The sequence below is a fragment of the uncultured Porphyromonas sp. genome (assembly GCF_947254915.1).
Lineage (GTDB): Bacteria > Bacteroidota > Bacteroidia > Bacteroidales > Porphyromonadaceae > Porphyromonas.
In genome coordinates, this window is record NZ_CAMYEZ010000063.1 from 1 (window position 1) to 11994 (window position 11994).

13 protein-coding genes and 2 tRNA genes are annotated in these 11994 nt (G+C 52.4%); 9 read left to right on the forward strand and 6 right to left on the reverse strand.

The features are described 5' to 3' along the window. Both Q0X57_RS04970 and Q0X57_RS04975 read left to right on the forward strand, forming a co-directional pair. On the forward strand, nt 1-798 hold a 798-nt coding region (locus Q0X57_RS04970), incomplete at its 5' end, for a lysylphosphatidylglycerol synthase transmembrane domain-containing protein (protein ID WP_297728514.1). A gap of 79 nt (nt 799-877) precedes the next feature. Then, nucleotides 878-1375, forward strand: a complete 498-nt coding sequence (locus Q0X57_RS04975; protein WP_297728517.1) for a hypothetical protein — start codon at nt 878-880, stop codon at nt 1373-1375. Between the two features lie 83 nt (nt 1376-1458). Here Q0X57_RS04975 and Q0X57_RS04980 read toward each other — a convergent pair. The 6 genes from Q0X57_RS04980 to Q0X57_RS05005 all read right to left on the reverse strand — a co-directional run bounded on the left by Q0X57_RS04980 (nt 1459) and on the right by Q0X57_RS05005 (nt 4648). Continuing rightward, nucleotides 1459-1533: transfer RNA gene (locus Q0X57_RS04980), tRNA-Pro, on the reverse strand. A 132-nt stretch (nt 1534-1665) separates the two neighbouring features. Beyond that, nucleotides 1666-2139, reverse strand: coding sequence for a hypothetical protein (locus tag Q0X57_RS04985; RefSeq protein ID WP_297728520.1), 474 nt, complete (start codon nt 2137-2139; stop codon nt 1666-1668). A 24-nt stretch (nt 2140-2163) separates the two neighbouring features. After that, nucleotides 2164-2610: a hypothetical protein gene (locus Q0X57_RS04990; RefSeq protein WP_297728523.1), complete on the reverse strand. Its 447-nt coding sequence runs from the start codon at nt 2608-2610 to the stop codon at nt 2164-2166. Between the two features lie 85 nt (nt 2611-2695). Then, a complete protein-coding gene (locus Q0X57_RS04995) occupies nt 2696-3244 on the reverse strand; it encodes an RNA polymerase sigma factor (protein ID WP_297728526.1) in 549 nt (182 codons plus the stop codon). Nucleotides 3245-3289: 45 nt separating this feature from the next. After that, entirely contained in the window at nt 3290-4360 is a 1071-nt protein-coding gene (locus Q0X57_RS05000; RefSeq protein ID WP_297728529.1) for an endonuclease/exonuclease/phosphatase family protein, read from the reverse strand. A gap of 215 nt (nt 4361-4575) precedes the next feature. After that, a tRNA-Phe gene (locus Q0X57_RS05005) sits at nt 4576-4648 on the reverse strand. Between the two features lie 113 nt (nt 4649-4761). Between Q0X57_RS05005 and Q0X57_RS05010 the strand changes: the two genes are divergently transcribed. The 7 genes from Q0X57_RS05010 (at nt 4762) to folB (ending at nt 11554) form a co-directional block, all read left to right on the forward strand. Beyond that, nucleotides 4762-5745, forward strand: a complete 984-nt coding sequence (locus Q0X57_RS05010) for a dihydroorotate dehydrogenase-like protein (RefSeq protein ID WP_297728532.1) — start codon at nt 4762-4764, stop codon at nt 5743-5745. A gap of 63 nt (nt 5746-5808) precedes the next feature. Then, a complete protein-coding gene (locus Q0X57_RS05015) occupies nt 5809-6486 on the forward strand; it encodes an OmpA family protein (protein ID WP_297728535.1) in 678 nt (225 codons plus the stop codon). A gap of 100 nt (nt 6487-6586) precedes the next feature. Beyond that, complete coding sequence (locus tag Q0X57_RS05020) at nt 6587-7585, forward strand: DUF5106 domain-containing protein (RefSeq protein WP_297728538.1); 999 nt, start codon at nt 6587-6589, stop codon at nt 7583-7585. 11 nt (nt 7586-7596) lie between these two features. After that, a complete protein-coding gene (gene rfbA, locus Q0X57_RS05025; protein ID WP_297728541.1) occupies nt 7597-8469 on the forward strand; it encodes a glucose-1-phosphate thymidylyltransferase RfbA in 873 nt (290 codons plus the stop codon). Nucleotides 8470-8975: 506 nt separating this feature from the next. Next, a complete protein-coding gene (locus tag Q0X57_RS05030; RefSeq protein ID WP_297728550.1) occupies nt 8976-10211 on the forward strand; it encodes an L-serine ammonia-lyase in 1236 nt (411 codons plus the stop codon). Between the two features lie 13 nt (nt 10212-10224). Further along, nucleotides 10225-11154, forward strand: coding sequence for a cation diffusion facilitator family transporter (locus Q0X57_RS05035; protein WP_297728544.1), 930 nt, complete (start codon nt 10225-10227; stop codon nt 11152-11154). Nucleotides 11155-11179: 25 nt separating this feature from the next. Then, nucleotides 11180-11554, forward strand: a complete 375-nt coding sequence (folB, locus tag Q0X57_RS05040) for a dihydroneopterin aldolase (protein ID WP_297728547.1) — start codon at nt 11180-11182, stop codon at nt 11552-11554. The last annotated feature ends 440 nt before the right edge of the window (nt 11555-11994 follow it).

The following is an 11994-nucleotide window of genomic DNA, read 5'->3' on the forward strand; positions in this document are numbered from 1 at the left end:
CTCTACAACCCGCCCGCCCGTCCTATCAATCCGATCTTGATCACAATCGGGAGCTATGCGGTCAACTTTGTCATACCACGTGCTGGCGAGGTGTGGCGCTGTACGGAGATGAAGCAACGAGAGGACTATGCGCTCTCGGCAACGGTCGGCACGCTCCTAGTGGATCGTCTGTCCGATGCGCTCATAGTCTTGGCTCTCCTAGTAGCTATGATGCTGTTTCAGACGGGAGCTGTGTCCCAGATCTTAGCTTCGCGGGGACTATCGCTCGGAGGTGGGGTAGGGCGCCTCTTCTCGTCAGACTATGCCACCGCATGGATCATCGCAGGCGGGGTGCTACTCGTTACTGTGCTGGTTCTTTATCGCTTTAGAAAGAGTAACTTCATACAGCGTGTCAGAGGCAAGCTACGTTCTGTCCTGCAGGCAGCGTCAACACTGAGAGGGTGGCGCGCTTGGAGCCAGTTCCTCATGCTGACGCTCCTCTTGTGGATCGTGTACTACTACTTCTTTTACGTCACATTTGGCGCTTTTGCTTTCACCGCTGAGTTAGGGCATCGGGTCGCTTTTGCCACCTTTGCGCTCTCCACCTTGATGATTGTTGTGCCTACGCCTGCGGGAGTAGGACCGTGGCACTACGCAGTGATTATATCGCTTACAGCCTTCGGGGTGAGCGAAGCCGAGGCGGGGCAGTTTGCACTGATCGTGCATGCCGTACAGACCTTGTGGACTATATCCGTGGGAGTCATCGCTATCCTGCTCCTGCCGATCATCAATCGAAGATACAAGCGCGAGAAAGAGTAAGTATACCGTAAAAGGGCAGTCACAGAAAGCATCTCAAACCACGGCCTAATGTGGAAAGACTACATCTAGCACCCTTAATATGAAGCAAATCTTCTTACTCCTAACCCTACTCCTCAGTAGCCTTCTGACGCTCTCCGCTCAGACTTACATCTACAGTGGCGACAAGCGCTACGACTACGATTCACGAGTCATCGCCACGTGGGACGGCACTCGCCTCTACAGCGGTGATAAGCGCTACGACTACGATTCACGAGTCATCGCCACGTGGGATGGCACTCGCCTCTACAGCGGTGACAAGCGCTACGACTACGACTCACGAGTCCTCGCCACGTGGGACGGCACCCGCCTCTACAGCGGTGATAAGCGCTACGACTACGACTCACGAGTCCTCGCCACGTGGGACGGAACCCGCCTCTACAGCGGTGATAAGCGCTACGACTACGACTCACGAGTCATCGCCACGTGGGACGGCACCCGCATCTATAGCGGTGACAAGCGTTACGACTACGACTCACGGGTCCGCTACACCATTGATGGCCCGCTCCCCGTTGCCGTCGCCATCTACCTAATCTTGTGATACCCCTCTTCGGGGTATTAGGCTATTAGTAAAAACGACAATAGAGTGACCAAAGCCACTCTATTGTCGTTTTAGCTTCTTTGTCGGGGTACCAGGATTCGAACCTGGGACCCCCTGCTCCCAAAGCAGGTGCGCTAACCGGACTGCGCTACACCCCGAAGCTTATGATTGGCGTGATACCGGAAAGCTTCCTTCTCGTGCCGATCGTGGTGCAAAGATACGACATTTAATTGAATAAACAAGCGCCTAGGCGAGTAAATATACACACGACGGCGCTTGTAGTGGCTACGCTACCGTCGGTCTAAGCGGTAGAGCTGGCTACGCTTGATATACTTCCTAGCAAACTCACGCTGTACCTGCTGATAGTTAACCAGCTTACGTGCGGGTATCTGCTTGCGTAGCTCAGTCATCGTCTGCTCGTCTATCTCTGCCAGCTGAGCCTTGATTTGTTGCTCACGCTGGAGGCACTTAGTCGCCTGAGTCTCTGAGAGGGTCTCACTCTTCGTCAGCTCATATTGCTCTCGTAGCTCACGCCATAGGGGTATTCGCTTCTTGTCTGCCTCTCGTAGGATTCGATCTAGGTAGGCCGTCTCGTCAGCTGTGAGGCCTAGCTCCTGAGCGAAGAACGCTTTGCGTAGCTTGACTAGCTCCTCTCTCTTACGACAGTCTGTCTCATTGCGATACTGCTGCGCTACAACGAGGTCGGGCAGGAGTAGCATAGGAAAGAAGATCCATAGAAAGTGGTAAAGCTTGCGTCGTGTCATATCGTGTCTAGGCGTTGTCATCGTTTATATCTCATCCTCAGAGAGCGCCCCCATAGTCTCTCCTATAGCGTAGTCATCCAGGAGGATATCTACACAAGTCTCGTAAAGGTAATCTGCATACTCAGCATCGGTGAGTGGGGTCACACTGAGATCATAGGCTGAGTTAGCTACCTCGTGGCTTGATTGAAGAGGCTCCTGGACATCTCCCCGCCATACGCCCCATAGAGCTACCACAGCGATCAACGCTGCTGCGACAGCAGTCCACGGGCGTAGTTTCACCCAGAGTCTAGAGCGCCGATGCGTGCTAGAGGTGCCGATGCTACGCCTCCCATCTTCTGATTCATCAAGAGGTATTTGCGATAGGATACGTGAGGATAGATCATCAAAGTATCCCTCAGGCACACGATAATGTGCTAGTCGCTCCGATAGTTGGGGAATCTGATGGGTTAAATCTTCTGAAGGTGTAGGCATGAGATGTCGTATGTGTGTAGTCTAGTGAGACCTCGCAGAGAGGTCTCCTCTTACACCTTATTGGATACAGATGGGCTTGGTAAGTTTAATTCATCTCGGAGACATACTGCTGAATTTTCTTGACAGCATGGTGGTACGAAGCTTTGAGGGCTCCCTCGGAAGTGCCTGTTATGGCCGCCATCTCTCGGTAAGGCATCTCGTCAAAGTAGCGCATCTCAAAGACCTGTCGCTGCTTCGGGGGAAGCGCGTTGAGGGCTTGCTGTAAGATCATCTCGCCCTTGTCTCCATCAAAGTACGGGTCAGCGACGGCACTCTCTAGGAGATAGCTAGTATCTTCACTGACAGCGTATTCGTTGTCCGTGATGCGCTTCTTCTTTTTGTTATAGTTGATTGCTTCAAAGAGAGCGATCCGATAGAGCCAAGTGTAAAGCTTCGCCTCTCCTCTGAACGAACCAAGGTTTTGCCACGCCTTCAGAAAGGTCTCCTGTAGCACATCGTCCGCATCGTTATGCTGTCTGACGATGCGGCGGATCAACCAGTAGAGCTTCTCCTGATACATCTGTACCGCTTTCGTAAAGGCAACGGCACGTGTCTCAGACTTCATAATCTGCTCTTGCAGTTCATCTTCGGTCATGCTACGAGGAACCTACATAAGGTCTATTGCGACAGAGGAGTGGAGCTACTTCGCTACCATCCCCTTGACTAGGTAGACATATACGGGGAAGTGGTCTGAGTAACCCCCTTGCCACTGCCCCCCGACGAAAGTGCGGAGTGTGTAGCCCTTGTACTGACCACTCTGCTGGATCATAAAGGGTTGCTTGAAGATAAAGCCCATATCGGTCGTCTCGGGGTCACGGTATAGTTGCCAAGTTGTGGGGTTGCTACCGATGAGCTCGCCATTGACTGCAATGATGTCAAAGAGATTCCACACGTCACGATAAGCGAGTGTCCCCATACCTTTATTATATAGTTGTAGCATAGGGGTGTAGTAGTCCGAAGCCTTTAGTCCATCAGGACTCTTCTGTATGCCTAGTCCGTCACGTACACTGGGGCTGATAGGGTCATCGTTGAAGTCTCCCATCATGATCACTTTGCTCCCAGGGAAGAGCGTATAGAGTGAGTCCGCCACGCTCCGCATCGTCTTAGCTGCAGCCATACGACGATTTAGAGAGACCGCTTCTCCACCGCTACGTGAGGGCCAGTGCCCCACGAGGACATGGACGATCTCGCCATCGATGAGCCCCGAGGCGTAGACCACATCTCTCGTCTTGATCCACGGTTCGTTAGGTATCTTGACAGCTCTAGCGCCTGATGCAAAGACCTTGTATACATCTGGTTGGTAGAGTATAGCACAGTCTATGCCTCGTAGGTCAGGCGAGTCGTAGTGTACGATGTTGTAGTGCTTGTCTCGTAGCGACTCCTGGGCGATCAGATCCTCAAGGACGCCTCTATTCTCTATTTCGGCCACCCCAATGATTGCAGGACCATTGCCACCGATGAGTGAGATCACGTGAGACATGTTGCGGAGCTTATGCTGGTAGCGCTCGGGCGTCCAGCGATTGGCTCCCTCGGGGAGAAACTCCTCGTCATTGTTCTCCTGATTGATCGTGTCAAAGAGGTTCTCCAGGTTATAGAATGCGACCGTCACCCGCTGAGGTGTAGCGCTGTGTTGTGCATATATGACTCCGAAGGAGAGCGAGAGCAGGGCGATCAGCCAAGCCCATCTACTATAGTGCATGCTATGTGTCATAAGTTAATCGTTCAAGTATTAGAGTACGCTTTCACAAAAGTACTGATAAATGTCGGATTACCCAAGACCTCACCTATAAAGCTTCAGTCAACGGCACGACAAAGAAAGCGCGGTCTCACTAGCGAGGTCACGTCAGGAGGTAGATCTGCTGGCCGAAAAGTGCAAAAAAAAGACCTCGCAATAGGTTTATGCGAGGTCTCAAAATCGTATCAGAGTGGTGCCACCAGGAATCGAACCGGGGACACAAGGATTTTCAGTCCTTTGCTCTACCAACTGAGCTATGGCACCGTCTTTTCTGCGTTTTGGTGATGCAAAGGTACGACAACTTTTTGAATTGACCAAACGATGGCGCAATCAAGCTTATTTTGTATCTTTGCGAGTAGTAACATAGCAAGAATAGCATGGTGGACTTGACATCACACTACGGAGGCATCGCCCTCCGCAATCCAATCATAGCTGGCAGCTCGGGACTTACAGCCTCACTCCAGCAGGTTAAAGCGTTAGCACAGGCTGGTGCAGGCGCAGTCATACTTAAGTCGCTCTTTGAGGAGCAGATAGAAGCGACGGCTCTACAAGCTGAGGCTGAGATGGCCACCTCTTATCCAGAGGGGCTGGACTATATGCTACACTACACGCGTCAGCATGAGATAGAGAAGTATCTAGACCTAATTCGTGAGGCTAAGCAAGCTATTGACATCCCTGTTATTGCTAGCATCAACTGCTACCGCAGTGGCGAGTGGGAGGCTTTTGCCCAGAGCATACAGGAGGCTGGCGCAGATGCGCTCGAGCTCAATGTGATGCGCATTGAGACAGACCCCGCACAGCGTGGCAGTGACCTAGAGCAGGAGCTCGTAGATCTAGCTATCTCGATCACCCGTACCGTCCAGATACCCATCGTCTTCAAGATTTCAGACCGCTTTACCAATATCCTTTACCTAGCACAGGAGCTGGTCAAGAGCGGTGTCAAGGGCTTGACCTGCTTTAACAAGAGCTGGCAGACCGATATCAATATAGAGACCCTAGAGATCGTCCAGGGACCTGTCATCTCGACGGGCCACGAACTGTACAACACGCTGAAGTATACGGGGCTCCTCACTGGCAAGCTCCCTCAGCTCGCTGTCTCAGCCTCGGGTGGCATCATGGACTATGCTGGCGTGGTCAAGAGTCTCCTCGTCGGGGCTAGCTCCGTACAGGTTGTCTCCGCACTTTATCAGCACGGAGCATCCTATCTGACGAAGATGCTTGAGGAGCTCACACAGTGGATGACTCAGCATGGATACAGATCTATTGATGAGTTTAGAGGTAATCTCAACGCCTCTAAGCAGTCTGACCAAGAGTTCTACATGCGCTCACAGTTTATGCGTTACTTCAGTAGTAAGGCATAAGGTCAAAGCTTAGACACATACATACTAACGACACATTTAACCAATTCAAATATCACAGAAACTATGAACAGACTATCTATCACAGCAGGCATCGTAGCCGTAGCTCTCTCCCTATCTAGTTGTGGAGAGCTAAATCAAACACTCCTCGGTGCTGGTGCTGGAACAGCTGTCGGTGCTGGCCTTGGTGCTGGTATCGGCAAGGTTGCAGGCAATACAGGAGCTGGAGCTGCTATCGGCGCCGTCGTAGGCGGTGCTGCTGGTGCTCTCATCGGCAACCGTATGGACAAGCAGAAGAAGGAGCTCGAGCAGCAACTACCCGAGGGTACACAGGTGGAGTCCGTCAATGACGGACAGGCTATCAAGGTGGTCTTCGACAGCGGTCTACTCTTCAACACCAGCTCGAGTACGCTAAGCTCTTCTTCACGCAATGATCTGCGTAAGTTCGCAGACAACCTAAATAAGAACCATGATACCGTCCTAGAGATCATCGGTCACACCGATAGCTCGGGCAATGATCGCATCAATGATCCGCTCTCACGTGATCGCGCTAAGAGCGTACGCGACTTCCTTGAGGGTCAGGGTGTCTCCTCTACACGTATGAAGTACGAGGGACGTGGTAGCCATGAGCCTGTCGACACGAACGCAACCGCTGAGGGTAAGCGCAAGAACCGTCGTGTAGAGGTCTTCATCCTACCTAGCCAGAAGATGATCGAAGAGGCTAAGGCAGGTACGCTGAAGTAGTCTCTCCTCCCCAAACGCATCACGCACTTGACCTCTTTCTCTCAGGGCGTGATGCGTTTCTTTTTTACTCCCTTACCACCCCATTCCTAGCAAGAGCTATATGCCTCACTTCCTACAATTGGTCTCTACGACCCTATTGCTCACCTTAGCTCTCTTCTCCTGCAGTGCTACAGGCAAGCGACATGCTCAGACCCCAGTACCACTGGAGGCTTCCTTCGAAGTCGTGGACACGACGCACACCCGCACCGTGACAGCGCAGCCCTATCCGATGGTAGAGATCCCCGAGAATGTGCTGGAGCCACTACAGAGGGCGCAGTATGCCCTGACGCACTTCTTCGACCGCTGGCCAGAGGCTGCTATGGAGCAGGTCGTTGACTCCGCAGCTATGGAGCAGGGACTTGTAGACTACCTATATGTATATAGCAATATGCCCGCAGGAAGTGTCACCCAGGAGGACCTACTCCGTCCGCTGAAGCTGATGCGTGGCAAAGCACTGAGCGAGGCGCTAAGGCTCTACACCAAGTACCTTTATGAGAGCGGATCACCTCTGAAGAATCACAACCTCTATATCCAAGCCCTGCAGTGGGCCACCACGGCACCACAGGTAGAGTATGTGGATCAAGTGGTCTACAAGGATATGCTCTCGGTCGTGTCGCAAAACCGAGTCGGCACGCCCGCCTCGGACTTTGCCATCACCCTGGCACAGCCAGCTGCTGAGGGGTACACCTTTGCCGATACAACGCTCTACGCACTACGTAGCAAGCCCAAGGTGGTCATCTTCTACACCCCAGGCTGTGACCGCTGTACGCATCTACTAGAGGAGGTGGCTCACGACCAGATGTTACAGCGTGCTTATCAAGCTGGCAAGGTAGATATACTCTACGTCTCGCTCGTCTACGAGCGTAGCGAGTGGGAGCAAGGGCTCTCAGCGCTACCACCCTTTGGTACGCCCGCCTTCAATGCTGATCTGCGTCTTCTCGAGGAGTCGCTCTATGACCTAGCTGTCACGCCAGTCATATATGTCATCTCGTCAGATGGGGTCGTACTACAGCGGGAGGCTTCGCTTGCTGAGGTCAGGCACTACGTTTCTACACTTTAATCTATGACTCTATGAAGGGTATCATACTAGCAGGCGGTACGGGTAGCAGACTCTACCCACTGACTAAGTCTGTCAGCAAGCAGCTACTCCCTGTCTACGACAAGCCGATGATCTACTATCCGCTCTCTACGCTCATGCTAGCGGGCATTCGTGAGATACTGATCATCAGCACGCCACAAGACCTGTCGAGCTTCGAGCGCCTCCTAGGCGATGGCTCCGCTTACGGTATCGAGCTAACGTATGCCGAGCAGCCTCGTCCCGAGGGCTTGGCGCAAGCCTTCATCATAGGACGAGAGTTCATCGGCTCAGACGACGTCTGTATGGTACTCGGAGACAACCTCTTTCACGGAGCTAGCTTTGCAGCACAACTAGCTGCAGCTCGTGACAACGTCACCCAGCATCGCCTCGCCACCATCTTCGGCTATCCCGTCTCTGATCCGACGCGCTATGGGGTCGTTTGCCTAGATGATACTGGCAAGCCTACAGACATAGAGGAGAAGCCTCAGCACCCCAAGAGCAATCTAGCCGTCGTGGGGCTCTACTTCTATCCTAATGATGTGGTCCAAGTGGCGCAAAGCATCACTCCCTCGGAGCGTGGGGAGCTAGAGATTACAGCGGTCAATGACTACTACCTGCAGCAACAGCAACTCTCCGTCATATCCCTCGGACGTGGCTTCGCATGGCTTGATACGGGTACTCATGAGGCGCTCATGGAGGCGACCAACTATGTCAGTGTCATACAGAAGCGTCAGGGACTGGTGATAGCCTGTCTAGAGGAGATCGCCTTTCATCAGGGTTGGATCACGCTCGCACAGCTACAAGTCGCTGCCGATCAACAACGAGGTAGCACCTACGGCCAGTATCTCGCCAGCATTAAGGCGTAGCCGAATAGACTGTCATAAGAATGCAAACTGTCAGCACGCACGAATTCGTAGCGTGCTGATTTTTTATATATAGGAGTTTCAAAAGAGTTCCACGGCGGGAACGATATGGATCCTGTGCTCTAAACTGTTGAAAATTCGCGAAGATTTGGATTTCTTCCGAGGAAATCGGAATCCGCCACGGAGCAAACAAAAATTCTCCACGGAGGGTCGAAATAAAACTTCGGAAGAACGAAATGAAAGTTCGGAAGAATGAAATGAAACTTCCGAAGAGTTTTTCATTTCCTCGCTGGAGAAACAAAAAAAAACTCCGAAGAAATTTTTGATTTCCTCGGAGGGGGAAGATTAGAGGTTAGAGATTAGAGGGAGAAGAGATCGGAGCCATCGGAGCCATCAGAGCCATCAGAGTGATCGGAGCTATCGGAGTCCCCTCTAATCTCTAACCTCTAGCGTCTAACCTCTTTTTTGTACCTTTGACCGCTAAATAGACTACACACCTGACAACTATGATGGACTCTATCAAGCAAATATATAAGATCGGTCACGGACCGAGCAGTAGCCATACGATAGCTCCTATGAGAGCCTCGAAGATGTTTCTGACGCAGATTAAGGAGTTGCCCGTGGATCGTATTGAGGTGACCCTCTATGGGAGTCTTGCTGCTACGGGCAAGGGGCATATGACCGACCAAGCGATACTCTCTGTGCTCAACCCTGTTCACCCGACGACAATACTCTGGGAGCCTCGTGTGGAGCTCACCTTTCACCCCAATGGGATGAGGTTTGTCGCTTTTGACAAGGAGGGCAAGGAGCTTAAGGAATTTAAGGTTTACAGCATCGGTGGCGGTACGCTCGCCAATGAGAGCTTCAACGAGCAGGTCACCACGCCTGTCTACGAACTCTCCACGATGGCTGATATTATAGAGTACCTGGATCAGCGGGGGCTCTCGTATTGGGAGTACGTAGAGCGCTGCGAGGGCCCCGACATATGGGACTACCTCGCTGAGGTCTGGGAGGTGATGAAGCTGAGTGTCCATGAGGGCTTGGCTGCTGAGGGTGTCCTGCCAGGTGGTCTGCGCTTGCGCCGTAAAGCGGCCGACACGTTGGTCAAGTCTCTGAGTTACAAGGATAGTGTCAAGACGCGTGGTATGGTCTACTCCTACGCCTTGGCAGTGAGTGAGCAAAATGCTGCCGGCGGACGTGTCGTCACGGCACCTACTTGTGGTTCGTGTGGTGTGATGCCAGCAGTACTCCTTTACCTACAGGAGACGCGCAGCTTTCGTGATGAACGTATCCTGCGTGCCTTGGCGACAGCTGGACTTTTTGCCAATGTGGTGCGTACCAATGCCTCAATCAGTGGTGCGGAGGTAGGCTGTCAGGGCGAGGTGGGTGTTGCCTGCGCTATGGCTGCTGCGGCGGCTAGTCAGCTCTTCGGCGGGACGCTCCATCAGATCGAGTATGCGGCCGAGATGGGCTTGGAGCATCACCTGGGACTGACTTGTGATCCAGTCTGCGGACTGGTGCAGATCCCCTGTATCGAGCGCAATGCCTTTGCGGCTAGTCGTGCGCTGGATGCGAATACTTATGCTAACTTTACCGATGGTCGTCACCGTGTGAGCTTTGATCAGGTGGTCGCAGCGATGCACCAGACGGGCAAGGACCTGCCGAGCCTCTACAAGGAGACGGCTGAAGGTGGACTTGCGCTCCTCCACGAGAAGTACGGTGGTAAGATCCTCATCGAGGACTAAGCCAGATCTCTTGATGAATCAACAGCAACATACGAACCAGCGCACCCGTATCATCTATCGGGTCACACTGGTGGGTGCTTTGGTCAACGTAGCACTCACGCTCCTCAAGCTCATAGTGGGCTTCGTCGGGCATAGTGTTGCCTTGATTGCAGATGCTGTACACTCGCTCTCGGACTTCTGTACCGACATCGTTGTGACGCTCTTTGTGGGCATCGCAGGCAAGCCGAGAGATACTAAGTATCGCTACGGATATGGCAAGTATGAGTCGATAGCTACGCTCATCATAGCGACCGTGCTGATGGGAATCGGCATCTCCATGTTGCTCAAGAGTGGAGAGGCGATCTATCTCTTCTTTGCCTCTGGGGTGATTCCTAAGAAACCCTCGCTCTGGGCCGCTATCATAGCTTTTATCTCTGTTCTGTCGAAGGAGTGGCTCTTTCGCTACACCAAGAGTGTCGCAGAGCGGGTGCATAGTAATACTGTACTGGCCAATGCGTGGCACCATCGCACGGACGCTTACTCCTCCATCGCTGTCCTCGTGGGTGTCTTGGGGGCAGCCTTGCTGGGCAATAAGTGGGCTATCCTCGACCAAGTGGCTTGTGCGGGTGTCAGTCTCTTCATTGTCTGGGCGGGGGCACAGCTCATCTCTACTCCTTGGCGGGAGCTCACCGAGCATAGTCTCTCCGAGGAGGAGCAGCAGACGATCTTGGATATCATCGAGACCGAGTACCCAGGGCACCATCCGCACAATCTCAATACCCGTAGCTTAGGCTCTTCCATCGCTATTGAGGTAGATATTTACCTGCCTGACGAGACGCCGGTCATCCTCGCTCACGAGCGGGCGACCCGCATTGAGGACAAACTCAAGAAGCATTACGGTGAGCGCACTCATGTGATTGTCCACGTAGAGCCGATGGCTGTTATGAATACAGGACACGAATAGCAAAAGCCTAGAATTAACTCAAACTATGAAAGCAACCATCCGGATAGTCAATGCACACTTCTACTCCTATATAGGAGCACTCCCCGAGGAGCAGGTGCTGGGCAATAGATATATTGTCAATCTCACGGCTACTTACGATGCGACCAAGGCGGTCCAAAGCGATGATGTGACCGATGCCGTGAGCTACGCGGACCTCTACGATGTGATAGCGGACAAGATAGGCCACTCGAGAGACAACCTCCTTGAGTATGTCGCTGGGCAGATACTTACAGAGATCCTAGCCAACTACAAGTTGGTCGACAGTTGCGAGATAACCATCCAGAAAGCGATCCCACCCATCGCTGGCATCATCGAAGCTGCCAGCGTCACGCTCGCAGCTAGCCGTGAGGACAATAAATAGTCTGTAGCAGGGACGCATACTCGGGGCCTCTCTATCCTCGCTAAAAGACTCTATAATGCGCCCCAATTTGACACAAATCATGCTCTCTCAATAGGCACTCCCAGGCAGTTCTACAGCGGATTATTCGTCTCAAGGGGTACTTGATTTATGAAGTCTAGGGTTCGCCTCCCTCTTGCATAGAAAATATTTTTACTGTACCTTTGCGCTGAAAGGAACAACCATCCTCACCTCTTTAAGTCGGGTTACTCTCGACTAGATGTGAGGATTAGAACTTTGATACTGAATAGAATATAATGGACTAACGCCCACTTCTCCACTTTCAGTTCGAAAGGCTGGTTACGTATGAAATAGCTTGGCAAATCCCTCTCCTAAGCTGGAACTATCGTACGTGTATGACAGAACTGTAAGTTTGGTGGTCTCAAATATTTTTCGTATATGAG